Source organism: Bosea sp. Tri-49, assembly GCF_003952665.1.
Lineage (GTDB): Bacteria > Pseudomonadota > Alphaproteobacteria > Rhizobiales > Beijerinckiaceae > Allobosea.
Genome location: NZ_CP017946.1, coordinates 5,395,197 through 5,419,824 on the forward strand (window position 1 = coordinate 5,395,197; position 24,628 = coordinate 5,419,824).

Consider the following 24,628-nt stretch of genomic DNA (forward strand, 5'->3'; position numbering starts at 1 on the left):
CTCGGAGCCGGCCCTTTTTCACGTCAGCCTGTCAGCTTGGCGGGATTGTCGCAGAAGATCGCCCGGCGCCGGCTCTCGCTGAGGCCGGCGAGCTGCTCGTGCGGCTTGATCATGCCCATCGGGAACGGCCAGTCAGAGCCGAAGACGACCCGTTCCTCGCCGAACACCGAAGCCGCCAGATCGAGCAGCGTATCGTCATGCGCGATGCAGTCGACGCAGAAGCGGCGCAGTGCCCGCGCCGGCGCCTCAACTTGCTTGTCGACGCCCGGCCGGCCGGTCTCGAAGCCGCGCTGCCAGCGCCCGGCCACGGCCGGCACGGTCCCGCCGGCATGGGCGAGGCAGATGGTGATGCGCGGGTGCCGTTCCAGAATGCCGGCGAAAACGAGATGGCCGGCCGCGACCGCTGTCTCGCTCGGATTGCCGAGGAGGTTGTGCAAATAGAACGGGTCGAGCCGCCCGTCGCAGCCCTCGCCGGGATGCAGGAAGACGAAGGCCGAGACTTCATCCAGCGTCTGCCAGAGCGGGGCATGGCTGGCGTCCGACAACATCAGCCCCGGCTCGCCCGTCGGCATCGAGAAGCGAGCTTCGGTACCCGTGGAGCGCTCGCGCACGATCCAAGCGGCGAGCTCCGGATAAGCCACCGGCAGATGGAAGAGCGGCGCCAGCCGGTCCGGATGCGCCGCGGCGATCGCGGCGAGCCCGTCATTGAGCAATTGCGTCCACGCCTCTGCCTCAGCCGCATCGAGCCCGGGGCGATAGGTCGGCGGTGGCGCCGAGATCCAGGCGCGCTCGACCTGCTGCTCGTCCATCCAGGCGATCAGCGCCTCGGGATGGAACAGCGCTTTGATGCCGATCGTGTGGCCATCGATGACGAGCTTTTCGGTCGCCGCGTCCCAGCTCACGCCGGGAACGCTCGCGAGCGGCGCGCCGACCGGAATGAGATGGGCGTGGACGTCGAGGGCGATACGCTGTGCGGTCATGCGGGTGCCATCGCGAAGCGCGCGATATGCGCGAAAAAACGGCCGAGGAAGCCGTCGAGGAACTGCCGCGTCGCGGGATCGGCGATGTCGCCACCGGCATCGAACAGTCCCTCGCGCATCGCCATGCAGACTTCCGGCTGCGGCAGCACGGGAACGTCCAGATGCGAGAGGATGTTCCGCAGGTGCTGTTGGGCTGGGGCCGTCCCGAGCGCGCCGCTGGCAAGCCCGGCGATCGCCGTCGGCTTGCCGCGCCAGGAGTTGGCGCCATAGGGGCGCGAGCCCCAGTCGATGGCATTCTTGAGCGCTGACGGGACCGAGCGGTTGTATTCAGGCGAGACGATCAGCACGCCATCGGCCGCTTCGATCGCCTGCTTGAAGGCCAGCACCGCCGACGGCAGCGCGCGGTCCAGGTCGCGGTTGTAGAGCGGCAGCCCGGCGAGATCGCTCTCCCCAAAATCGAAACGGTCGGCGCCGAGCCGTGTGAGTGCCGAGGCCAATCGGCGATTGATCGATTCATGGCTGAGCGAGCCGACGAGCAGCGCAATGCGGGGCTTCGTCATGGCAAATCCATCATAACAAGCCCATCAATGCCGGACTTCGCTGAACCAGGGCTTCAGCGCGATATCGACGAAGGCGACGACGGCGTAAAGCGCCATGCCGAGGACCGCCAGCGCCAGCAGCGCGGCGAAGGCGAGCGGCGTGTTCACTTGCGAATTGGCAACGAGCAGGAGATTGCCGAGGCCTTCGTTCGAGCTGATGAATTCGCCGATCACCGCGCCGATGACGGCGAGCGTGATCGCGACCTTCGAGCCGGTGATGACGAAGGGCAGGGCCGCCGGGAACTTGATCTTCCAGAAGGTCTGCCAGCCGGTGGCACGGACCGAGGCGGCCAAGTCTAGCATCTCCGCCGGAGTCGAGCGCAAACCTGTCGCGGTGTCGACCACGATCGGGAAAAAGGCGACGAGCCAAGCGATGGCGAGCTTGGATTCGATGCCGGTGCCGAGCCAGACCAGGATCAGCGGTGCCAGTGCGACCTTGGGCAGGGCCTGAGTCGCGATCAACAGCGGATAGAACATCAGGTTGAGCGTGCGCGACGAGGAGATCGCCACGGCGATCGGGATGCCCAGGAAGAAGGCAAGCAGGAAGCCGTAGACGCTTTCGAGCAGCGTCACGCGCCCCTCGGAAATCAGCAGCGGAAGATTGTTGATCGTCGCGTTCCAGACTGCGAGCGGGCGCGGCAGCACCGCCTGCGGCACGTCGAACAGGACGATGTAGCCCTGCCAGAGCAAGAGCAGCAGAAGCAGGCCGAGTATAGGATAGGCGACCCGCGTGACGGCTTCGGAGGTGATTTTCATGGCGCTGTTCGTCACGCGTGATGAAGGACACCGAGCCCGGCGCCGGCACGGCGCTCGTACTCGCTGAAGGCCGTCGTGAAACGCTGGCTCGCGGCCCGCGGATAGGGCAGCTCAATCCGGATCCGGTCGGAGACGCGGCCGGGCCGGGCGCTGAAGACGAGGACCTCGTCGGCGAGATAGACCGCCTCGGAGATCGAGTGCGTCACGAACATCACGGTTGCCCCGGTCAGGCGCCGGATGCCGAGCAGCAATTCGTGCATCTCCATGCGGGTGAGCTCGTCGAGGGCGCCGAAGGGCTCGTCCATCAGCAGGAGGGATGGCGAGTGGATCAGCGCCCGGCAGAGCGCGACACGCTGCTTCATGCCGCCGGAGAGCTCGTGCGGACGGCTTTTCAGGAATTTGCCGAGCCCGACATGCTCCAGGAGCTCGACGGCGCGCGCCTTCGCCGCCGCATCGAGCCGTCCCTTGATCTCCATCGGAAAGAGTACGTTCGAAAGCACGGTGCGCCAGGGCAGCAGGTTCGGGCTCTGGAAGACGAAGCCGAAATCATCCTGCGGCTCGGTGACCTCGCGACCGCGGATCACGACGCTGCCGCCGCTCGGCTTGGTCAGGCCGGCGACGATCCGCAGCAAGGTGGTCTTGCCGCAGCCGCTGGGGCCGAGCAGGGCGACGAGCTCGCCCTTCCGGAGTTCGTAGTCGACATCGGAGAGCGCAATCATGGCGCCCTCCTGCTTGCCGAAGACCTTACGGACGCCGACGAAGCGGCCGTAGATGTCGTCCGCCTCCCTGGGCGTGCTTTGCGGTTCTGCGACGGATGAGATCACGGAAGAACCGGAGTCGCGGGCAGCAAGGTCGCATCGTAGACGTCGCCGGCTGCGAGCTTGGCGCCGGGCAGGGTCTGGAGGATGAGCGATACGGACGAGGCCATTGCCTCGGGGTCGATCGCGCCCAGCCCCTTCTTCTCGGTGACGTCGGTCTTCACCAGCTCGCTCACGATCTCGATCTCCTCGAGAACGACATCTTTCTCGAGGCCCTTGTTGAGCTTGACGACGATGTCGGCCGCCTCGTCCGGCTTGGCGATCATGTCCTTCCAGCCCTTCAGCGAGGCCGCGATGAAGGCCTTGATCACGTCCGGCTTCGACTTGATCAGGTCCTCGCGCACCACGATACCGTTCGAGTAGAGCACGAGCCCGTCATTGGCGAGCAGGTAGGTCCGGGCGTTCGATGAGCCGACCGCCTTGGCAACGCCAGGGCGCGTCATCACGAAGGTCTCGACCGCCGGGATCTTCTTGGCCGCGAGCATGCCGACGCGGGCGGAGGGGTCGATGTTGGTGAACTTGGCCGGCGTCTTGATGCCCTTCTGCGCCATGAAGGCCTCGATCACCTTCTGCGTGAAGCTGCCGGCGCCGCTGCCGATCTCGAGCCCGGCGAGCTGGTCGGCGGAGCGGACATTGGCGCCGTCGCGCAGCGAGAAGATCGCATAGGGCGCCTTCTGGTAGATGACCGAGACCATCTTTGCGGTCGAGCCGCCATTGGCCCGGGCTGCGACGACGCCGGCGACGTCGGAGAAAGCGATCTGCGCGGTTCCGGCTTCGATAGCCTGGATCGCCTGCGCCGTTCCCTGCCCGGAGATGATGCTGACGTCGAGCCCGGCCTGCTTGTAATAGCCCTTGTCGAGGGCGACGAACCAGGCCGCGTGACGCCCGAGCGCGCGGAAATCGAGCGAGAAGGTGATCGGAGTCTGCGCCCGGGCGGGGGCAGCGGCAAGGCCCAGGGCGGCGACGAACGCCCCCGCAAGGCTGGCGATGGCGGTCTTCCTCATCCAGTGCATCGGCATTCCCCTCTTCCAGCGAGCATCAGCCCTTGGCATTCAAGATGTCCGATCCACTGATATTTCTCAAGAGATATCTTTTGAAAATCATTCGACCGGGATGCCCGCCCTGGCGATGACCTCTCCCCATGTCTTGCGGTCGCGCTCGATACGCGCTGCGAGCTCCGCCGAGCCAGCGGCGGCCACGGTCACGCCTGCGGCCGCAAGCCTCGCGGAGATCGCGGGCCGCGCCAGAACGCCCGTCACGGCCTGCTCGAGCCGAGCCAATAGTTCCGGCGGCGTCGCCTTGGGCGCGAGCACGGCGAACCAGGCTGAGGTGTCGAAGCCGGGGATCGCCGCTTCGGCCATGGTCGGCACCTCCGGCAGCAAAAGCGAGCGGCTGGCGGAGGTCACGGCGAGAGCCCGGAGCTGGCCGCCCCGTATATGCTCGAGCACCGTGGGCAGGTTGTCGAACATCAGGTCGACCTGCCCGCCGACGAGATCGGTCACCGCCTGAGCGCTGCCCTTGTAGGGGACGTGCACGAGGGAGATGCCGGTGGCGAGCCGGAACATCTCGGCGTTCATCTGGCCGTTCGACCCGATGCCCTGCGAGGCATAAGTGAGGCCACTCGGTTTCGCCTTGGCGAGCGCGATCAGCTCGGCGAGGTCGCGCGCCGGCAGCCTGGGATTGACGACAACGACATTGGGGACCTGCCCGGTGACGCTGACGGGAACGAGATCGCGCTCCACGTCATAGGAGAGCTTCTTGTAGAGGAGCGGGTTGAGCGTCAGCGCACTCGAAGCCACGGCGAGCAAAGTGTGCCCATCGGGCGCCGATCTCGCCACGGCCGAAACGCCGATCGAGCCATTCGCGCCCGGCCGGTTCTCGATCAGCACCGGCTGCTTCCAGAGCTCGTTCAGCCCCTCGCCGAGCACGCGGGCGATGATGTCGCTGGTACCGCCCGCCATATAGGGCGAGACGATGGTGACGGGGCGGTTGGATAGCCCCTGGGCCCGCGCCGTCGCGGTCAGGAACGGCGCGAGGAGCGGCAGGGCAAGGAGGCTCCTGCGCGCGATCATGGCGCGGGCGGCGTCGCAGCCGCCGGGGTCTTCAGCTCGACGAGCACATTGCGATACTGCCAGGCGCTGATGTTTTCCAATTCATGGGGAACGCCGGGCATGCGCCAGAGGCAGGCGCCCGGCTTCTCGTCTGTCGAGACTTCACGCCCATCGTCGAAGCGCATGATGTTCTTGCCGTCGGTCAGCGGCACGATCAGATAGGGCAACTCGTGGACATGGCGTGACTGAATCTCGCCGGGTTCGAGCTCAACGAGCCACACCCTGACATGCTCGTTCTCCAGAACGATTCGACTGCCGATCGTCCCGACGCCGCTGGTTTTCACGTGAGATTCCTCCACATCCGCCGGTTCAGGCTGGAGCCGGTCGACGGGAGGAAGTTATAAAATCTCTTGTGAAATATTTGCAACAGACGGGAGCACCTGTGTGTGACCTGCTTTGCGGGAGACGCGACAGCGCATCTTCACTGTCCGGTCTCGCTGTTGAGCGAGTATGAGGCGGCCGGACCGAAAGCGGTTGAGCTGCCCATCGCCGCCGTGGTTAGGCCGCACGTGTCTACCGGGTTTAGGAAAATCCAAATCACCACAGCAATAATTCGTATTTTTACGACGCTGACGCCGCCGGTAGACCAAGGCCGGGGTTGGGATTTCCCGCAGGGGAATTCCACCGGATTCGGCAAGAGGCGAACAATGTCAGTTGAGCAGATCGACACGCTCGTCGTCGGCGGCGGCCAGGCGGGGGTCGCGATGAGCGAGCATCTGGGCCGGGCCGGCGTGCCGCATGTCGTGCTCGAAAGGAGCCGCATCGCCGAACGCTGGCGCTCGGAGCGCTGGGACTCACTGGCCGCGAACGGGCCGGCCTGGCACGACCGCTTTCCGGGCCTCGAATTTTCCGATGTGGATGGCGAGGTCGGCCCCAACGACTTCCCGCCAAAGGAAACAGTTGCCGACTATTTCGTCGCCTATGCCAAGAAGATTGCCGCACCGATCCGCTGTGGCATCGAGGTCCGGCATGTAGAGCGGCTTGCCGGCCGGCCGGGGTTCCGCGTCGAGACATCGGCTGGCCCGATGGAGGCCAACCGGATCGTGGTCGCGACCGGCCCGTTCCAGTGCCCGATAGTCCCCAAAGTGGTTCCGCCGGACGCCGGCGTGCTGCAGATGCATTCCACTGCTTACCGCAATCCCGGCCAGCTTCCCGAGGGGGCCGTTCTGGTGGTCGGGTCGGGCTCTTCGGGAACACAGATCGCCGAGGAATTGCTGGATTCGGGGCGGCGCGTCTACCTGTCCGTCGGCCCGCATGATCGCCCGCCGCGGGCTTATCGCGGCCGCGACTTCTGCTGGTGGCTCGGCGTCCTTGGCAAATGGGATGCCGCCGCGCGCGAGCCCGGTACGGAGCACGTCACGATCGCGGTCAGCGGGGCGAATGGCGGTCACACGATCGATTTCCGGCGCCTGGCGGCACGCGGACTGCTCCTCGTCGGGCGAACGCAAGCCTGCGAGAACGGCGTGGTCAGCTTTGCCCCCGACCTCGTCGAGAATCTCCGGCGCGGCGACGCCAATCTTCATGCCTTGCTGGATGAGGCCGATGCCTACATCGCCCGCAACGGCCTCGACCTGCCGGAAGAACCGGAGGCGCGCGCTATCGTCGCGGATTCCGATTGCGTGGCAAACCCCATCGCCTCGCTCGACCTGGCCCAGGCTGGGATCGGCACGATCATCTGGGCGACGGGGTTCACCGCCGACTATAGCTGGATGAAGGTCGACGCCTTCGACGCCAACGGTCGCCCGCAGCACCAGCGCGGCGTCTCGTCAGAGCCGGGCATCTACTTCCTGGGCCTGCCCTGGCAGTCGCGGCGCGGCTCGACCTTCATCTGGGGCGTGTGGCACGACGCCAGATATCTTGCGGACCAGATCACGATCCAGCGCAGCTACGCAGCCTATCATGATGCCATGCGGCGCGAACTCGAGAGCGCATGACTGTCGAACGAGAACCTGAGTTCGTCGCGAAGGCCTCCGGGCCGTTCGCGTCGAGCATGGTCTGACCAAGGAGGCCCAGATGGCACATACCCGCATCCGCAAGTTCAACACCAAGGACACCTATCCGGAGCAGAAGCTCGACAACGACCTGGCGCAGGCTGTCGTCACCCGGGGTGGGCGGATCGTCTGGCTGCGTGGCCAGTGCCCGCAGAACCTCGACGACGCCGTCAACCTCGACAGCCATGACCCGGTCGAGCAGACCCACAAGGTCATGCAGAACATCAAGCAGCTGATCGAGGAAGCCGGCGGCGAGATGGCGCACCTGGTCAAGGTCGTCGTCTACCTGACAGATGTGCGCCACCGCGAGGCGGTGTACCGGACGATGGGCGAGTACCTCAAAGGCGTGCATCCGGTCTCGACCGGGCTCGTTGTGCAGGCGTTGGCCCGGCCGGAATGGCTGGTCGAGATCGACGGCACGGCCGTCATTCCGGATTGAGCCGATGACCTTTTCTTTGGTCGCCCGCTGCGCCCGGACCGGCATGTTCGGCGTCGCGATCTCGTCCTCCTCGCCCGCGGTCGCGGCGCGCTGCTCCTATGCGCGCGCCGGCGTCGGTGCGGTCGCGTCGCAGAACGTCACGGACCCGACCCTGGGTCCGTTGACGCTCGACCTGATGGAAGAAGGCCGGACCGCGGCGGAAGCCATTGCCGAGGTCCAAAAGCGCGGCCGGTTCATCGAATACCGGCAGGTCCTGGCGGTCGACCGGAACGGCATGACGGCGATCCATTCCGGGCCGAATTCGCTGGGGATCTGGACATCGGCGCAGGCGCAGGACGTCGCCTCCGGCGGCAATCTACTCGCCAATGACAGTGTTCCCCAGGCGATTGTCGACGGCTTCCTCGCAAGCTCCGGCCATCTCGGCGACCGGCTCATCGCCGCGATGCGCGCAGGCCTTGCTGCCGGCGGCGAGGCCGGGCCGGTCCGCTCGGCAGGGCTCAAGATCGTCGACAAGCTCAGCTGGCCGGTCGCCGACCTGCGTTGCGATTGGACGGAAGATTGCCCGATCGAGGCGATCGCGACGGCTTGGGACGTCTACAAGCCGCAGCTCGACGCCTATATCCAGCGCGCGCTCGATCCGCGCGCGGCACCGTCCTACGGGGTTCCCGGAGACGAGTGAGAGGGCGGCAGCCGCCTACGGCTCGATCCGCGTGCGCTCGGTCATGGCGGGAGCGACCATGCCGGGGATGTAGGAGCGCGAGATGCGCGCCTGGCAGTGCGCCTCGAACGCCGCGATCAGCCTGGACTTGGCCAGCGTGCGCAGCGTCGCGACGCCGATCGTCATCGGGCGATGCTGCCCTGCCAGCCGGATCGAGACCAGCTTGCGGCCATCGAGTGCTTGGTCCGAGCGCGGGCGGACGTTGAACAGCGCGTAGCCGGCGCCGTTGGCGACCATCGCCCGCACGACGTCGGGATAGGACGATCGCGCTGCGATCGTTGGCGTGATGCCAGCGGACATGAACAGGGCGACGAAATACTCCCGGCTCAGCGGCAGGTCGAGCAGCACCAGCGGCTGATCGGCAAGCTCGTCCAGTGTCACGGCACTCTGCTGTGCGAGAGGATGCGTCTCGGCAACGACGATGTAGGGCGGCAGGCTGACAAGCTGAGAGAACTCGATGTCCTCGGGAATCTGCAGGTCATAGGTCAGGGCCAGATCGATCTCGGACCGCCGCAGGCCCCTGAGCAGGTCCTCCTGATGACCCTCGATATGCAGGATCTTCGTGTCGGGAAAAGCGGAGACGAAGCCCTGGGACAATTCCGGGACGAGCATCGGAGCCAGCGTCACCATGCAGCCCAGGGAGAGCGTGCCGCGCACCAGCCCGCTGGTCTCATCCGCGACAGTGTAGAGGCTCTCGGCCTGCGCGACGACGCGTTTGGCCTCAGCAAGGAGTGCCCGGCCGACCGGCGTCAGCGACAGCCCCTGGGCATGATGGCGAATGAAGAGCTGCGCCTTCAGTTCGCGCTCGAGATGCGAGATCGCCGTCGAGATCGAGGGCTGGGAAATGTGGATTCGCTCGGAGGCGAGGGTGATGCTGCCCGTTTCGCCGGCCGCGATGAAATATTCCAACTGACGTAGGGAAAAGCGCATGCGGCAGCATAAAGCACGCGGAGCCCGCGCGGCAAAGCGCGCTCATGTGCCCGCGCCGAGCAGCTTTGTGCCTCAGGTCGCGATCCTGTCGAGCAGCCGCTCCATGAACCGGTCGCTGGCGGCGAGCTGGTCGAGCGTGATGAACTCATCGGGCTTGTGGCCCTGATCCATCGAGCCCGGGCCGCAGACGAGTGCCGGAACGCCCAGGCGGCTGGAGAACAGGCCGCCCTCCGTTCCGAACGCGACCTTGTGGGTCGCCCCGTCGTCGAGCAGCGCGGCGACGAAGCGGACCGCTTCGGATTCAACCGGTGTCGCAAGGCCCGGATAGTCGTTCAGGCGCTCGACCCTGATCGCTGCCTCGGGATGCGCCGCTTGCCGAGCGGCGGCCAGCGTAGCCGCCTCGTCCATCAGGCCGTCGAGGATCGCGACCGGATCGTCGGTGGCGATGTTGCGGATCTCGAAATCGACGGTGCAGAGCGAGGGCACGATGTTCAGCGCCGTGCCGCCCGCGATCACGCCGGCGTGGACCGTCGTGTAGGGAATGTCGTAGTCGTCGTCGCGGGCGCCGCTCTCAGCCAGTTCGTCCTGCCGCCGCCGCAAGGCCGTGACGAAATCGCAGGCCAGATGGATGGCGTTGAGCGCTTTCGGGGCGAGCGCGGAATGACCGGAAACACCGCAGCAGGTGGCGCGCGCAGCGAGCTTGCCCTTGTGCCCGGTCGCGATGCGCATCTGCGTTGGTTCGCCGATGACCGCGAGCCTGGCGGCGAAGCCTCGGGTGGCAAGAAGGTCGATCAGCGAGCGGACGCCGACGCAGCCGATCTCCTCGTCATGGCTCAGAGCGAGGTGCAGCGGCGTTTCAAGCTCGCGCGATGCGGCCCGCGCGGCCAGCGCCAATGCCGAGGCAACAAAGCCCTTCATGTCGGCCGTGCCACGCCCGAAAGCGCGGCCGCCCGCCACCCTGAGCTGAAACGGATCGGAGCTCCAGGGCTGGCCGTCGGCTGGTACCACGTCGGTGTGTCCGGACAGCATGATGCCCGGCCGGTCGCGCGGGCCGATGGTCGCGAAGAGATTGGCCTTGCGCCCGCCCTCTGCTTCGACAAGCTCGCTTTCGATGCCGTGTTCGGCAAGGAAGGCGCGCACGAAATCGATCAGCGGGCGGTTCGGGTCCCTGCTGACGGTGGAGAACGACACCAGCTTGTCGAGGATCGCCAGCGTGTTCATGCCCAGACCTTCATCGCCGCGCACTGCTGCGGAAATCAGAGATAGAGATGGCGAACCGCGTCGCTGCCGAGAAGCTCCGCTGCGGTGCCGGATGCGACGACGCGGCCCTTCACCAGCATGATGCCGCGATTGGCGATCGACAGCGCCGTTTCGGCGTTCTGCTCGATCAGGACGACCGTCGTGCCGCGGCGGTTCACCTCGGCGACCGTGTCGAAGTACTCGTCGATCAGTTTGGGCGAGAGGCCGAGCGATGGTTCGTCCATGATCACGAGCTTCGGCTTGCCGACGAGCGCGCGCGCCAGCGCCACCATGGCTTGCTCGCCGCCGGAGAGCGTGCCGGCACGCTGACCGATGCGGTCGCGCACGCGGGGGAAGAGGGTGAGCATCTCTTCCAGCCGGTCGGCGAAATCCGCCTTCAGGCCCTGCGCCTCATAGCCGAGGCGGATGTTGTCGCGCACCGTGATATCGGCGAAGAGTCGCCGCCCTTCCGGCACGAAGCCGATGCCGAGCCCGCTCAGCGTCTCGGTGCGCAGGCTCGAGAGGTCCCGGCCCATGATCTCGATGCGCCCCTTCGCCAGGGGCAGGAGCGCCGATATCGCGCGGAAGGTCGTCGTCTTGCCGGCGCCATTGGGGCCGAGGATGCAGACCAGCTCGCCCTCGCCGACATGGAAGGACACGTCGCGCAGCATCGCGACGACACCGTAATTGGTGTCGACCTTGTCAAGCTTGAGCATTCTGCGCCGCCTTTCTGCCGAGATAGGCTTCCTGCACCCGCGGAATGAGACGCACCTCCTCATAGGAGCCCTCGGCCAGCTTCTGGCCGTAATCGAGCACCAGGACGCGGTGCGGCAGCGAGGCGACGAGCCGCATGTCGTGCTCGATGATCATCATTGCGAGTTCCGGCCGCTCGGCGCAGAGCGCCCGGATATCGTCCATCAGCGCGTCGGTGTCGGCGTCGTCCATGCCGGAGGATGGTTCGTCGAGCAGCAGCACCTTGGGCTCGCTCGCCAGCGCGCGGGCGATCTCGAGGCGCCGGCGGTCGGCCTGCGGCAGTTCGGCGGCAGGGCGGTGGCGTTGCTCGTAGAGCCCGCGCGAGACGGCCTTGAGCAGCCGTTCCGCGATATCGGCCGCCTCGGCAAGCTCCGCTTCGGCTTTGGAGCGCCGAAATATCGCGTCGAATATCCCCGTCTTCATATGGGTGTGTCGACCGATGATGACGTTGTCGAGCACCGACAGATCGCCGAACAGCCGGCTCGACTGGAAGGTGCGGGCAATGCCCTTGCCGACGATGCTATGCGCCGGCTGGCCATTGAGCCGTTCGCCGGAAAGGCGCACCTCGCCGGAGGAGGGGACATAGATGCCGGTGATGATGTTGAGCAGCGTCGACTTGCCGGCGCCGTTGGGGCCGATGATGCCGAGGATCTCGCCCTTGCGCAGGGTGAAGTCGACCTCGGCCATTGCGACGAGGCCGCCGAAGCGCATCGTCAGGCCGGAGCCTTCGAGGATGACGGGAGCGGACATGAGCTCAGCCTCCGTAGCGCCGCAGCCGCTGCGGGAAGATGCCCTGCGGGCGGATCATCAGGAAGGCGATCACGGTCACGCCGAAGAACAGGATGCGGTAATCGGAAAAGGCGCGCAGCTTCTCCGGCAGCATCGTCAGCAGGAAGGCGCCGACGATGACGCCGAGCGTGTTGTCCATGCCGCCGGCGATCACCATCGTCATGATCGTCACCGAGACGAGGAAGGTGAAGTTGTCGGGCGAGATGAAGCCGACATAGAAGGCGTAGATCGTGCCGGCAAAGCCCGCGAGGAAGGCGTCGACCACGAAGGCGAGGACCTTGTACCAGGTCGCGTTGATGCCCTGGCAGCGCGCCGCCAGCTCGTCCGCCCGCAGCGCGTTCCAGGCGAGCCCGATCCGCGAATGATGCAGCCTGGCGGCAAAGAGGATCGAGACCCCGACCAGCGCGGCCGAGAGATAGTAGAAATTCGCCTGCGACGGCAGCGAGTGGCCGAAAATGACGAGCGGGGAGGCGAAGGAGTGTCCGAACAGCTCCGGCGCCGGAATGCCGACCAGTCCGTTCGGGCCGCCGGTGAACTCGAGATTGTTGAGGAGCTGGTGGACGACGACGCCGAAGGCGATGGTGACCAGCGCAAGATAGCTGTCGCGGGTGCGCATCGAGGGCACGCCGAGCACGAAGCCGAAGATCGTCGCGACGACCGCTGCCGCCGGCAGCGCCAGCCAGAAGCTGACATCCCAGTTCAGGGCCAATAGCGCCGAGGCATAGGCGCCGATGCCGTAGGAGGCGCCGGTCGCGAAGTTCGGGATATTAGCGCTGCCGAGCTGGAAGTTCAGCGCCAGCGCCAGCACCGCATAGAGCTGCGCGATGATCAGCAGGTGCAGCGCATAGGTGCTCTTCTCCAGCAGGAAGGGGAACAGCAGCACGATCGCGATGCCGAGCAGCGTCGCAAAGCGGCTTTGGGCCGAGAAGGAGCTTTCGATCCGGGCCTCGACCGTGGGCATGCGTTGCAGCCCGACCAGCACCATGGCGAAGAAGCCGAGCAGCCCGACGACAACGCGCCAGTCTTCGGCCAGCAGGAACTGCCTGAGGAAGGCGGCACTGCCGATCTCGGTGAGCGCAACGATGGAGAGAGCGGCCGCGGCGCCGGAGGTTCCGCGCGTCGCTGTCACGGACACGGACATCGGCTCAGACCTTTTCCACGATTGTGCGGCCGAGCAGGCCGGCCGGACGGAAGACGAGGACGCAGATGACGAGCAGGAAGACGAAGACCTGCCGATAGGAGGCGCCGTTCGGGACCGTGGCCTGCACCAGCGTATCGAGACCCGCGATGAGCAGGCTGCCGATGATCGCGCCTGGCATGGAGCCGAGCCCGCCGACCACCGCGGCCGAAAAGCCGATCAGGCCGATATCGACGCTGAAGTCGAAGCGGACGATGCCGGCATAGCCCGCAAAGAACAGGCCGCCGATAGCGCCGATCGCCGAGGCGATGAAGAATGTGATCTGGAAGACCCGCGCCGGCGAGATCGAGATGAGGCGCGCCGCATCCCTGTCCTGCGACACGGCCTTGATGTGCAGGCCGAGCCGCGTCCGCTCGAGCATATAGAACAGCAGGCCGACCGAGAGAACCGAGACCAGGATCGCGACGAGGTTGAAGGCCGGGATGGTGACGCCGAGGACCTCGATGCTGCCAGGCACAAGCCTCGGCACCGCATGAGGGTTGGAGCCCTGCGGGTACAAATGGCGGATCAGCTCACGCAGGACGATGCCGAGCGCGACGGTGGCGACCAGCGCCATCATCGCGGGCGCATTCTGGAAGCGCTTGATTACGAGATAATAGAGCACCACGCCGAGCAGGCCGGTGACGATGACGGCGAGGAGCACTGCGAGCACGATGGCCGCCACCGTAGGCGAGCCGCCGAGGGATGCGCTCACGGTTTGCACGGCCGCAAGCGCCAGGAACGGCGCCAGCAGCGACACGTCGCCATGCGAGAAATGGATGATGTTGAGGACACCGAAAAGCAGGCTGAATCCGACCGCGACCAGCGCATAGATCGAGCCGAGCGTGATCCAGTTCAGGAGCTGCTGAACCAGTTGCTCTGTCATTCACGTCCCCTCGTGTTTGCGCCGCCTCTGCCGGGGCGTGCCGCAATTGGTTTTCGCTGTGCACCAGAACCGAAGCCGGCAAGAGTCGCAATTTCGGAATCCCTGCTTTGCTTGTCTTGAGGTAAGTCAGGCTCGCCCGTCATTCGCCGGCCTGTGGGGCTCCGGGCGACCTGCTTCGGCAAAACCGAAGCTCTGGGCGCAAAATATCCGATTTGCTTCGGGTTTCCTGAAGGGCAGATGGTCGAGCCACGATGTCGTCGGTGACGCTCACGGTGCCGGACACATCCAATTCCTTGAGGAGGGGATCATGCCTTTCAACCCGAATACCGGAGAGAAGTCCCTGGGCGCGTTCGTGCGCGCGGCCATCGTCGGGACGGCGCTCGCCTTGGTGTCGACCACCGCCATGGCGCAGGAAACGATCAAGCTGGGCTTCATCGGTCCGCTCAGCGGCGGCAATGCCCAGCAGGGCCTGTCGGCCCGCAACGGCTTCCAGCTCGCCATCGACCAGGCCAATGCCTCCGGCCTGCCGTTCAAGATCGAGCCGGTCATCCTCGATGACGCCGCTAATCCGCAGACCGGTGTCTCGGCCGCGATCAAGCTCACCAACGACCCGCAGGTCATCGCCGCGGCCGGCCACTGGAACAGCGGTGTTGCACTGGCGACGATCCCGGTGTTCCAGCGTGCGGGCGTGCCCTTCATCGTCTGGGGTGCGATCTCGCCGAAGATCACCGAGCGCAACAACCCGATGGTCTCGCGCGTCGCGACAACGCTGGTGAACACCAACGAGCCGCTGGCCAAATGGGCGGCAGAGAAGGTCGGCAAGAAGATCGCGATCGTCTCGGACACTAGCGACTACGGCGCGGCCAACACCCAGAACTTCGAGAAGTTCTACAAGGCGGCCGGCGGCAGCATCATCGCCACCGAGGCCGCGCCCGTCGGCACGACCGATTTCCGCGCGCTGCTGACGAAGATCAAGGCCGCGTCCCCCGATGCTATCTATTTCGGCGGCGTCGTGACCGAAGCCGGGCTGGTGCGCCAGCAGATGGTCGAGCTCGGTATGAAGCAGCCGATGATCGGCGTCGACGGCTTCCACGATCCGGCCTTCATCAAGATCGCGGCCGCCGCTGCCGAGGGCACGGTCGTCGGCATCGCCAAGGAGAAGGACAATCCGCAGGTCGCCAAGCTCAGGGATGACTATGCGGCTGCCAAGTTCGCCGAGCCTTCGACGACCTACACCAAGAACGCCTACGACACGGCGAACATCCTGATTGCCGCGATCAAGAAGGCCGGCACCAAGGACAAGGCCGCGATCGCCAAGGCCATCCGCGAAACCCAGCATGACGGTGCGCTCGGGCACACCAGCTTCGACGAGAACGGGCAGACCAAGCTGCCGGTCGAACTCGAACTGCGCACGGTGAAGAACGGCGCCTGGGCGGCCCACTGATCCTGGCCCGCAGCCGGGGCAGCACCCCAGGCTGCGCCGAGTGACCATCGCCGATTTTGGAAAGGGCTCGCGGACGACGCGAGCCCTTTTCTTTGGCCGTCTTCATCCTACTCAACCGACGTTCGCGCCAGGCCCGAAAGCGCTGTATCTGATATGGCATTGTGAGATTCGGCAGATCCCCAGGCAGGTTTGATGATCCGGTTCGACGAAATCGGTGAGCGCCTGAAAGCCTACCGCCTGGGGCGGGGGCTTTTGGCCGAAGACGTTGCCGAGCGGCTCGGAATCTCGCGGGCGGCGGTTTACCGGATCGAAGGCGGCGGCGTCGTCAAGATCGAAACCCTGGAACGGCTGGCGGTCCTGCTGGAGACGACCGTTGCCTCGCTGCTCGGGGCTGGCGTTGAATATTATTCCAGCCCGATCAGCTATTTCGAGCGGATGCGGCAGATCGAGGAGCAGGCGGACCAGGTCATCGCTCACTTCCCGCCGCTGTCCTATCTGCTGACCTCGGACGACTACTCCGGCTATTTGCGCCAGACCCTCGTCGAAGCGCTTCCGTCTCACATAACCGAGCGCGAGCAGGCGATCGGGGAAATCGACGCGATCATCGCGATCCTTGATGACCGCAAGCGAGCGCGCAAACGGCGCCGGCTCAGTGTCGTCAATTTCGTCAACGTCCTTGAGATCGAACGCTGGCTCAAGCTCGGCGTCGTCGGCCGGTTCAACCTGCCGGATAGCGAATTGACCCGGCGGCGCCTGGCCGCACGAACCGAGATCGAGCACCTGATCGGCCTGATCGAGAGCGAGCCGATGGGGGTCCAGATCGGGCTGATCGAGGAGACGCTGCCGAACATCACCTTCCAGCTGTTCCGCACCTCGGAAAAGACGCTGCTTGGATTGAGTCCTTTTCGCCTGGGTGGCGAGCTGCCGAATATCCGGTCCGGTATCGCGATGCTGACCGCGGATGAGGAACCGGTGCGTCTCTACGAAGAGATCGCCAACGACCTCTGGCGTCGCGCCTTGAAGGGCGGCGAGGCCGGAGCGGTGCTGCGGGCCGCGATCGAGCGCTCGGGGATCGCCCGGCCTGCAATCCGAAGGCCGTCATCGAACCTGGTCTGATATCTACTCAATACCCGGATGCGGCGGTGGTGCCCGAGTGTGTCGGGGTTGTCGCAAAATTGAGACTAGTATTGCAATTGAGATTTGACCGTGACATAGATGGTCACGCAGCGGCGTCGGGCTTGCCCGGCGCGCATCGGATTTTCCGCGGCTGAGATTGATCCTTCGGCCGCCAAGAGACGCATTCAGGCGTCCTGAGAACGACGGGCGGACGCCCAAACTCCAATGGTTTTGACCGGGCCGGAAGCGGCGCGCGGAATGCGCGCGCCGATCTATTTGCGTTTCAGCACGCAACTAAAAAGCAAAACGGGGGAATTCGCCGTGAGTGACAATCAGGCAGCCATGACCGGCTCCATCGCCATCTCCTCTCCGACCGAGGTCGACAGCAAGGCCCGCAGGGCCCTGTGGGGCGCCGCCATCGGCTATGCCATGGACGGCTTCGACTTGCTGATCCTCGGCTTCATGTTGCGCACGATATCGGCCGACCTGCAGCTCACCCAGGGCCAGGCTGCCTCGCTCGTCACCGCCACACTGATCGGCGCCGTCCTCGGCGGCATCGGCTTCGGCATGCTCTCGGACCGCATCGGCCGCGTCCGCGTGCTGACCTGGACGATCGTCCTCTTCGCCGTCTTCACCGGCATGTGCGCGCTGGCGCAGGGCTATTGGGACCTCCTGATCTACCGCACCATCGCCGGCCTCGGCCTTGGCGGTGAATTCGGCATCGGCATGGCGCTGGTGGCGGAAGCCTGGCCGGCCTCGAAGCGGGCGCGCGCCTCGTCCTATGTCGGCCTCGGCTGGCAGGTCGGCGTGCTGGCGGCGGCGATCGCCACCCCGCTCCTGCTGCCGATGATCGGCTGGCGCGGCATGTTCGCCATCGGCATCCTGCCGGCGGTCGCCGCCTATTTCATCCGCCACTCGCTGCACGAGCCCGAGGTCTTCGTCGCCCGCAGCAAGGACCGGCCGAAGGAGTCGGCACTGCGCCTCCTGGTCAAGGACTGGGACACCACCAAGTTGAGCCTCGGCATGGTCGTGCTCTGCTCGGTCCAGAACTTCGGCTATTACGGCGTGATGATCTGGTTGCCGAACTATCTGGCGACCCGCTTCGGTTTCGCCCTGACGCAGTCGGCGGTCTGGACCTCCGTCACCATCGCCGGCATGGCGGTCGGCATCTACGCCTTCGGCCATATCGCCGACCGGATCGGACGCCGCCCGGCCTTCTTCGGCTACATGCTCGGCGCCGCCGTGATGGTCATCGTCTATTCGCGGCTGACCGACCCGTTCCAGCTCCTGGTCGCCGGCGCGGTGATGGGCTTCTTCGTCAACGGCATGCTCGGCGGCTATGGTGCGCTGATCAGCGAGCTCTTCCCGACGACGGCGCGGGCGACGGCGCAGAACGTCCTGTTCAATATCGGGCGCGGCGTCGGCGGCTTTGGTCCGCTCGTCGTCGGGACGATTGCGGCGGCCTACAGCTTCGAGATGGCGATCGCCCTGCTGGCGGCGCTCTACCTGCTCGACATCCTGGCCATGTGGTTCCTGATTCCGGAGCGGCGTGGCGCTGAGCTCGCCTGAGCGCGGGGGTATCGCCATGTCGATCCAGCTCGATCAGTCCCAGGCGGCCGCGCCATCCGGCGCGCCCATCGGCGGCAGCGCGCCCTGGAAGGCGAGCATCGTCGCCGAGCTCGCCGAGGTCGTCCGCAACCAGGCGGTGAACGCTGAGTACCGGCACCTCGTTGTGAACTGCAGCGAGGAGGCGGCGGCCGCCCAGCCGGGGCAGTTCTTCCAGCTGCTCTGCCCGCAGCCGGCGGGCGAGCAGCCCTTCCTGCGCCGGCCGATGAGCCTCTACGGGGCCGATCCCGACAAGCGCCAGGTCGAGTTCCTCTACAAGGTGACCGGCGCCGGCACGCGCGGCCTCGATACGCTGCGGCCGGGCGACCAGCTCGACATCATGGGGCCGCTCGGCGTCGGCTTCACGCTCGATCCGGAATGGCGGCACATCGTCGCCGTCGGGCGCGGGGCGGGGCTGGCGACGCTCGCCCCGCTCGCCAGGGCCGCGAAGGCCAATGGCACGCAGGTGATCGCGGTCTTCAGCGCAAGGCGGCCTGATCTACTCGTCTCGGTCGAACTCTTCCACCGCCATGGTGCCGACGTCATCGCCGTCACCGATTCCGAAGCGACCAGCGGGCCGGCCAATGTCGAGCGCATCCTGCGCCGCCTTGTCGCCGACGGTCGCTGCGATGCCTTCTTTACCTGCGGTTCGAGCCGGCTGATGCGGGTGCAGCAGCGCCTCGCACGAGAGTTCGGCCTGCCCGGCCAGGTCGCGATGGAGCAGCAGATGGCCTGCGGAATCGGCCTTTGCTACTGCTGCGTGCGCGACTTCAACGTCAACGGCGAGATCGTCAACCGGCGCGTCTGCTGGGACGGCCCGGTCTTCGACCTGATGGAGGCGCTGCCATGAGCATGACTCCCAATATCGACCTCTCCGTCGCGATCGGCGGGCTCACCCTGCGCAATCCGGTGATGCCGGCGTCCGGTACCTTCGCCGAGGGGCTGGAGAAGGTGATGGACTTCAACCGGCTCGGCGCCTTCGTCACCAAGACGATCACCCGTGAACTGCGCGCCGGAAATCCGCTGCCGCGCGTGGTCGAGCGGCCGGGTGGATTGATCAATGCCATCGGCATCCCGTCGAAGGGCGTGCCCTATTTCATCGAGAAGATCATGCCGCATTACGCGGCCTACGACACGCCGCTGGTCGTCTCGATCTCGGCGCCGACGGCGGAGGGCTTCGCCAGCCTCGCGGCGGAACTCTCGATCCCCGGCGTCGCTGCGATCGAGGCCAACATCTCCTGTCCGAACATCGAAGAGGACGGCAAGGCCTTCGCGATGCGGGCTGAGTCCACCGAGAAGGTGACGCGCCTGCTCCGGGCCGCGACCGAGCTGCCGCTCTGGCTCAAGCTCACCCCGAACACCGGCGACGTGCCCGAGGTGGCGCGCGCCGCCGAGGCCGCAGGTGCCGACGCGGTCGTGGTCGCCAATACCATCCTGTCGATGGCGATCGACCTGAAGAGCTTCAAGCCCTGCCTCGGCAACATCATGGGCGGGCTCTCGGGGCCGGCGATCAAGCCGATCGTGCTGCGCCAGGTCTTCCAATGCGCCAAGGCGGTGAAGATCCCGGTGATCGGCTGCGGCGGTATCTCCACCGCCGAGGACGCGATCGAGTACATGCTCGCCGGCGCCAGCGCGGTGCAGGTCGGGACCGCGACCTTCCTGCAGCCGGCGGCGATGACGACGATTATCGACGGGCTCCGGAGCTTCTGCCTGCATCGCGAAATCCCGCGCGTCACCGATCTGATCCGTGGCGTCGTCATCGAGGAGGCCGACGAGCCCGATCTCGCCTGGCTGGACCCGGTCTCGTGACCGCGCAAGCTGCCGAGATGCGCAACATCTTCAGCGGTGATGAGCGCGACCGCGCCCTTTCCGAGGCGCTGTTCGACGCCTTGCGCGAAGCGACCAGCGATGGCGTCGGCATCAGCCGCGAAGCCTATAGCGAACGCGAGTCCCTGGCGCTCGACCTGGTCGAAGCGAAGGCGCGCGAGCTCGGCCTTGCGACCGAGCGCGACGCCGGCGCCAATCTCGTCGTCACGCTGGCAGGCAGCGAGCCGGAGCTGCCCTTCCTCGCCTGCGGTTCGCATCTCGATTCCGTACCGCAAGGCGGTAATTTCGACGGCGCCGCCGGCGTCATTGCCGGCCTCGCCATCCTCGCCCGCTTCAAGGAAGAGGGCTTCGTTCCGCGCCGGACGATCAAGGTCTACGGGCTGCGCGGCGAAGAGAGCGCCCGCTTCGGCAAGGCCTATATCGGCTCCAGCGCTCTGTTCGGGAAACTCTCGACCGCCGATCTTTCCGTGCGCGATCATGCCAGCGGCCAGGCTCTCTCGGAGTGCATGCGCGCTGTCGGCGTCGACATGGCCCGCGTCGAGAGGGCTGAGCCGTTGCTCGATCCCGCCACCGTCGCAGCCTGGATCGAACTGCATATCGAGCAGGGGCCGGTGCTGGTCGCGCGGGATCTGCCGATTGGCATCGTCACCGGCATCAGGGGCAATATCCGCCATCGCGAGGTCGAATGCCTCGGCGAGGCCGGCCATTCCGGCGCGGTGCCGCGCTGGCTCCGGCGCGATGCGGTCTTCGCCACGGCCGAGCTGATCACCCATCTCGACCGGCACTGGCGCACGCTGCTGGAGCGCGGCCGCGACGTGGTCATAACGGCGGGCGTGCTCGGTACCGATCCGCAGGAGCACGCGATCGCGCGCATTCCCGGCACGGTGCGCTTCTCCTTCGAGATCCGCAGCCAGAGCCGCGAGACGCTGGAGGCCTTCTACGACCTGTTCCTCTCGGAATGCGGACTGGTCGGCGAAGAGAGGGGGGTCGAATTCCGCATTGATCGCCGGCTCGAATCTGTCCCGGCGGTGATGGACGGAGGGTGGATCGCGCGTCTCAAGACGGCGGCGCGAAATCTTGGCCTACCCGACGAGGAGATTCCGAGCGGCGCCGGCCATGATGCGGCGGTTTTTGCCAATGCCGGCATCCCCAGCGCGATGATCTTCGTGCGCAACCAGAACGGATCGCATAATCCGCATGAGGCGATGGCGATCGACGATTTCCTCGCCGGGGTCGCGGTGATGCGCGATGCCATCAGGGAGGCGGCGCAATGAGCGCGAACGAGACCGGCCGCGAGGTCGCGCAGCTGTTGTTCAGGGCCGGCGCCATCCATGTCAGCCGCCAGCAGCCTTTCATTCTGGCGGCCGGCTGGGCGAGCCCCGTCTATGTCGATGTCCGCCTGCTGCTCGGCGATCCCACCTTGCGCCAGGCGGTGACCGATCTTGCCGCCCGCTATGCCGGCGCGGCCTTCCCGTCGGGCAGTCTCGATGCGATCGCCGGCGCCGAGACGGCCGGCATCCCCTTCGCCGCCTGGCTCGCCGACAGGTTGGCCCTGAAGCTGCGCTATGTCCGCAAGCGCCCGCTCGGCATCGGGCGCAACGCCCAGGTGGAAGGCGGGTCCGTCGAGGGCCTGCGCGTGTTGCTCATGGACGACCTGACGACCGACGGCGGCAGCAAGCTCAACTTCGCCCGTGGCCTGCGGGCGGCAGGGGCTGGGGTCGAGCATGTCTTGACGATCTTCTATCACGACGTCTTTCCAGGTGCCGGCGCCCGGCTGCAGGAGGCCGGCCTGACCCTCCACGCCCTGGCCAACTGGGGCGACGTGCTGCGCGCCGAAGCCAGCCAGGGCCTCGCGCAGGAGGATCGCGCCGAGATCGAGCGTTTCCTAGCCGATCCGGTGGCCTGGTCGACCCGTCATGGCGGCCGCGCTAGCCTTGCCGTCCGGACCTGAAGCAGGGAGCGATCTGCGATGGCGGGACGTCGAAAGGAATCTGGCATGGCCGACGACGCTGGAACCGTTCCGCAACCGGATGCTTCGCGCCCGGGTGCGGTGCAAGTCGCCACGACGCAGACCATTGCGCTGGCTGAGGTCTCGACCCGTCGTGAGCATGATCTGCTCGGTGAGGCCGACGTGCCTGCGGACGCCTATTGGGGCATCCATACCCTGCGGGCGGTCGAGAACTTTCCGATCACCGGCGTGCCGGTAGGCCATTTCCCCGAGCTGGTGCGCTCGCTCGTCCTGGTCAAACAGGCCGCGGCCCGCGCCAACCGGCGCCTCGGCAATCTGCCGGCGGCAAAGGCGGATGCGATCGAGCGCGCCTGCGATCTGATAGCCAGGGACAACCGGTTCCACGATCAGTTCGTCGTCGATGCCGTCCAGGGCGGCGCCGGCACCTCGACCAACATGAACGCCAACGAGGTCGTCGCCAATGTCGCGCTCGAGCTGATGGGGCGGCCGAAGGGTGACTACGCCGCGCTCCATCCCAATGACGACGTCAACATGGCGCAGTCGACCAACGACGCCTATCCGACGGCGCTGCGCCTAGCGGTGATCTTCGCGACCGAGCCCCTGATCGCGGCGCTCGATGAACTCGCCTTCGCCTTCAAGGCAAAGGCGGTCGAGTTCGCCGATGTGCTCAAGATCGGCCGTACCCAGCTCCAGGACGCCGTGCCGATGACGCTCGGCCAGGAGTTCGACGCCTATTTCACGACGATCAAGGAGGATGTCTCGCGCCTGCGGGAAGCTGCTGCCTTGTTCCGCGAAGTCAATCTCGGTGCGACGGCGATCGGCACCGGCATCACCGCCGATGCGCGCTATGCGGCGCTCGCCATCGAGGAGCTCGCGCGCTCGGCGCGCCTGCCGCTCGTGCCGGCCACCAACCTGATCGAGGCGACCTCGGACATGGGCGCCTTCGTGCTGTTCTCGGGCGTGCTCAAGCGCGTCGCGGTCAAGCTCTCGAAAATCTGCAACGACCTGCGCCTGCTCTCGAGCGGGCCGCGCGCCGGCTTCGGCGAGATCCGCCTGCCGGCGGTCCAGGCCGGTTCCTCGATCATGCCGGGCAAGGTCAATCCGGTCATTCCCGAGGTGGTCAACCAGGTCGCTTACCTGGTCATCGGCCACGACCTGACCGTCACCATGTGCGCCGAGGGCGGCCAGCTCCAGCTCAACGCCTTCGAGCCGACCATCGGCTATTGCCTGCTCTCCTCGCTGCGCCACCTCACCGCTGCGGTGACGGTGCTGACGACGCGTTGCGTCGCCGGCATCGAGGCCGATCGCGAGCGCTGCCTGGCGCTGGTCGAGGATTCGATCGGGCTCGTCACGGCGCTGGTCCCGGCGCTCGGCTATGAGGCGTCCTCGCGCGTCGCCAAGCGCGCGCTCGCCGAGAAGCGCAAGGTCGCCGACATCGTGCTCGAGGAGGGGCTGCTCACACGCGCCGAACTCGACGAATTGCTGCGCATCGAGGCGATGACCGCGCCCTCGCGCGCCAGGCCGCCAACCCCGTCGCGCGCCTGATCCTCGGTCGCGTCGCCGGCCCGCGCCGAACATGATCCCACCTCGCAGAGAGAAACGATGAACGAGCTGTTGAACTGGTTGCTGCAGCAGAAGGGCAGCCTTCGCACCTATGTCGAATTCCAGGATCGGGCGCTGGCACTGCGTGCTACCGAGCCCGAGCATGCCGCGCTCCTGCGTCTGCTCGCCGATCTCGCTGGCCGCTTTGCCGACGCTTATGACGGTCAGCCGCTCTCGGCCGAAGTGGCGGCGCGCGCGCTCGATCAGCTGATCGAATTCCTCGAAAAGGCCGTCGGCCAAAGCGCTGCAGGCCCGTCCGACCATCTCGTATTGCTCAACCAGATCGGGACCAGCGAACTCGCCTAGTTTGCAGGGGCTGCGGCTAAGGCATCCGCGACGCTGGTGTGGTGCTCGTGGCCAAACTGATCCGCGCTCAGGCGGCTGACGAGCAGATTGCAGCAGTGTTTCACGCTTTGTTGCTGGCGTGTTGCTGCCGAGTAGTCGATCAGGCTTCGCGTCATCAATAGGACAGGATGAGTACTGCCGCGGCTCAAATTCCATGCGCGACCGCATCCACATTTCCCCGCGGTGGTACCGGGAAAATTGCTTCAAACAGTGAGGACTAGCTGGCGCGCGCCTGAGCGATCTAGCAATCTTGGAACGAACCTGTAAGCGCGAGGCAAGCACGGGCTCTTGGAGTCCTTCAGAGATGACATTCGACAATCCAAGCCTGAAAAGCAAAAAGTGCCACAACACCAGACGCTTACGTGGCTCTCAAGCCTAGAGATTGTCTGGAGAGGGCGAAGGGATCCGAACCCTCGCCCCAACCTTGGCAAGCAATTTATCGAGGTGTTTCAGCGGTATACTTGTCACCAGTCGCTCGACGACACGCTGTTGCACTCTTATGCAGCCTGCACCGCTGCGACGTTTCGGGAGCTG

General features: G+C 66.2%; 25 protein-coding genes. 12 read left to right on the top strand and 13 right to left on the bottom strand.

Annotated features, from left to right (window positions below):
* Positions 1-23 precede the first annotated feature (23 nt).
* From BLM15_RS25980 to BLM15_RS26010, 7 genes are all read right to left on the bottom strand, one after another.
* A complete protein-coding gene (locus tag BLM15_RS25980; RefSeq protein ID WP_126115461.1) occupies positions 24-980 on the bottom strand; it encodes an amidohydrolase family protein in 957 nt (318 codons plus the stop codon).
* Positions 977-1,540, bottom strand: coding sequence for an NADPH-dependent FMN reductase (locus BLM15_RS25985; RefSeq protein WP_126115462.1), 564 nt, complete (start codon positions 1,538-1,540; stop codon positions 977-979). Before BLM15_RS25985 ends, BLM15_RS25980 begins: the two co-directional genes overlap by 4 nt.
* 24 nt (positions 1,541-1,564) lie before the next feature.
* On the bottom strand, positions 1,565-2,335 hold the full coding sequence (locus BLM15_RS25990; protein WP_126115463.1) for an ABC transporter permease: 771 nt from the start codon (positions 2,333-2,335) through the stop codon (positions 1,565-1,567).
* A gap of 11 nt (positions 2,336-2,346) precedes the next feature.
* Complete coding sequence (locus tag BLM15_RS25995) at positions 2,347-3,159, bottom strand: ABC transporter ATP-binding protein (protein WP_236846431.1); 813 nt, start codon at positions 3,157-3,159, stop codon at positions 2,347-2,349.
* Entirely contained in the window at positions 3,156-4,157 is a 1,002-nt protein-coding gene (locus tag BLM15_RS26000; RefSeq protein ID WP_164547645.1) for an ABC transporter substrate-binding protein, read from the bottom strand. The genes BLM15_RS25995 and BLM15_RS26000 overlap by 4 nt, the downstream gene beginning before the upstream one ends.
* Positions 4,158-4,253: 96 nt before the next feature.
* Positions 4,254-5,225: a Bug family tripartite tricarboxylate transporter substrate binding protein gene (locus BLM15_RS26005; protein ID WP_126115465.1), complete on the bottom strand. Its 972-nt coding sequence runs from the start codon at positions 5,223-5,225 to the stop codon at positions 4,254-4,256.
* Complete coding sequence (locus BLM15_RS26010; protein ID WP_164547646.1) at positions 5,222-5,548, bottom strand: AraC family ligand binding domain-containing protein; 327 nt, start codon at positions 5,546-5,548, stop codon at positions 5,222-5,224. Before BLM15_RS26010 ends, BLM15_RS26005 begins: the two co-directional genes overlap by 4 nt.
* Positions 5,549-5,911: 363 nt before the next feature.
* Between BLM15_RS26010 and BLM15_RS26015 the strand changes: the two genes are divergently transcribed.
* The 3 genes from BLM15_RS26015 (at position 5,912) to BLM15_RS26025 (ending at position 8,373) form a co-directional block, all read left to right on the top strand.
* Positions 5,912-7,198, top strand: coding sequence for a flavin-containing monooxygenase (locus BLM15_RS26015; RefSeq protein WP_126116366.1), 1,287 nt, complete (start codon positions 5,912-5,914; stop codon positions 7,196-7,198).
* A gap of 79 nt (positions 7,199-7,277) precedes the next feature.
* Positions 7,278-7,694, top strand: a complete 417-nt coding sequence (locus tag BLM15_RS26020) for a RidA family protein (RefSeq protein ID WP_110490447.1) — start codon at positions 7,278-7,280, stop codon at positions 7,692-7,694.
* A 4-nt stretch (positions 7,695-7,698) separates the two neighbouring features.
* Entirely contained in the window at positions 7,699-8,373 is a 675-nt protein-coding gene (locus BLM15_RS26025; protein WP_126115467.1) for a DUF1028 domain-containing protein, read from the top strand.
* A gap of 15 nt (positions 8,374-8,388) precedes the next feature.
* On the opposite strand, the gene BLM15_RS26030 is transcribed toward BLM15_RS26025, so the two are convergent.
* The 6 genes from BLM15_RS26030 to BLM15_RS26055 form a co-directional block, all read right to left on the bottom strand.
* Entirely contained in the window at positions 8,389-9,342 is a 954-nt protein-coding gene (locus BLM15_RS26030) for a LysR family transcriptional regulator (protein WP_126115468.1), read from the bottom strand.
* Positions 9,343-9,414: 72 nt separating this feature from the next.
* Positions 9,415-10,563, bottom strand: coding sequence for an acetylornithine deacetylase (gene argE / locus BLM15_RS26035; RefSeq protein WP_126115469.1), 1,149 nt, complete (start codon positions 10,561-10,563; stop codon positions 9,415-9,417).
* 35 nt (positions 10,564-10,598) lie between these two features.
* Positions 10,599-11,297 (bottom strand): ABC transporter ATP-binding protein, encoded by a 699-nt coding sequence (locus tag BLM15_RS26040; RefSeq protein ID WP_126115470.1) that lies wholly within the window; start codon positions 11,295-11,297, stop codon positions 10,599-10,601.
* Positions 11,284-12,084 carry an ABC transporter ATP-binding protein gene (locus BLM15_RS26045; RefSeq protein ID WP_126115471.1) on the bottom strand — a complete coding sequence of 267 codons (801 nt, stop codon included), beginning with the start codon at positions 12,082-12,084 and terminating at the stop codon, positions 11,284-11,286. Before BLM15_RS26045 ends, BLM15_RS26040 begins: the two co-directional genes overlap by 14 nt.
* Before the next feature lie 4 nt (positions 12,085-12,088).
* A complete protein-coding gene (locus tag BLM15_RS26050; RefSeq protein WP_442859402.1) occupies positions 12,089-13,258 on the bottom strand; it encodes a branched-chain amino acid ABC transporter permease in 1,170 nt (389 codons plus the stop codon).
* Between the two features lie 10 nt (positions 13,259-13,268).
* Positions 13,269-14,186 (bottom strand): branched-chain amino acid ABC transporter permease, encoded by a 918-nt coding sequence (locus BLM15_RS26055; protein ID WP_126115473.1) that lies wholly within the window; start codon positions 14,184-14,186, stop codon positions 13,269-13,271.
* Between the two features lie 307 nt (positions 14,187-14,493).
* Here BLM15_RS26055 and BLM15_RS26060 point away from each other — a divergent pair, with 307 nt between their 5' ends.
* The 9 genes from BLM15_RS26060 (at position 14,494) to BLM15_RS26100 (ending at position 24,055) form a co-directional block, all read left to right on the top strand.
* Positions 14,494-15,630, top strand: a complete 1,137-nt coding sequence (locus BLM15_RS26060) for a branched-chain amino acid ABC transporter substrate-binding protein (RefSeq protein ID WP_126115474.1) — start codon at positions 14,494-14,496, stop codon at positions 15,628-15,630.
* A gap of 192 nt (positions 15,631-15,822) precedes the next feature.
* A complete protein-coding gene (locus tag BLM15_RS26065) occupies positions 15,823-16,746 on the top strand; it encodes a helix-turn-helix domain-containing protein (RefSeq protein WP_236846432.1) in 924 nt (307 codons plus the stop codon).
* 321 nt (positions 16,747-17,067) lie between these two features.
* Positions 17,068-18,315 carry an MFS transporter gene (locus BLM15_RS26070; RefSeq protein ID WP_236846433.1) on the top strand — a complete coding sequence of 416 codons (1,248 nt, stop codon included), beginning with the start codon at positions 17,068-17,070 and terminating at the stop codon, positions 18,313-18,315.
* A 16-nt stretch (positions 18,316-18,331) separates the two neighbouring features.
* Positions 18,332-19,201, top strand: a complete 870-nt coding sequence (locus BLM15_RS26075) for a dihydroorotate dehydrogenase electron transfer subunit (RefSeq protein WP_126115477.1) — start codon at positions 18,332-18,334, stop codon at positions 19,199-19,201.
* Positions 19,198-20,160 (top strand): dihydroorotate dehydrogenase, encoded by a 963-nt coding sequence (locus tag BLM15_RS26080; protein ID WP_236846434.1) that lies wholly within the window; start codon positions 19,198-19,200, stop codon positions 20,158-20,160. Before BLM15_RS26075 ends, BLM15_RS26080 begins: the two co-directional genes overlap by 4 nt.
* Positions 20,157-21,452 (top strand): Zn-dependent hydrolase, encoded by a 1,296-nt coding sequence (locus tag BLM15_RS26085; protein ID WP_236846435.1) that lies wholly within the window; start codon positions 20,157-20,159, stop codon positions 21,450-21,452. Before BLM15_RS26080 ends, BLM15_RS26085 begins: the two co-directional genes overlap by 4 nt.
* Positions 21,449-22,129, top strand: a complete 681-nt coding sequence (locus tag BLM15_RS26090) for an orotate phosphoribosyltransferase (RefSeq protein WP_126115478.1) — start codon at positions 21,449-21,451, stop codon at positions 22,127-22,129. Before BLM15_RS26085 ends, BLM15_RS26090 begins: the two co-directional genes overlap by 4 nt.
* Positions 22,130-22,174: 45 nt before the next feature.
* On the top strand, positions 22,175-23,692 hold the full coding sequence (locus tag BLM15_RS26095; protein ID WP_126115479.1) for an aspartate ammonia-lyase: 1,518 nt from the start codon (positions 22,175-22,177) through the stop codon (positions 23,690-23,692).
* Positions 23,693-23,749: 57 nt separating this feature from the next.
* Complete coding sequence (locus BLM15_RS26100) at positions 23,750-24,055, top strand: hypothetical protein (protein WP_126115480.1); 306 nt, start codon at positions 23,750-23,752, stop codon at positions 24,053-24,055.
* Positions 24,056-24,628 lie beyond the last annotated feature (573 nt).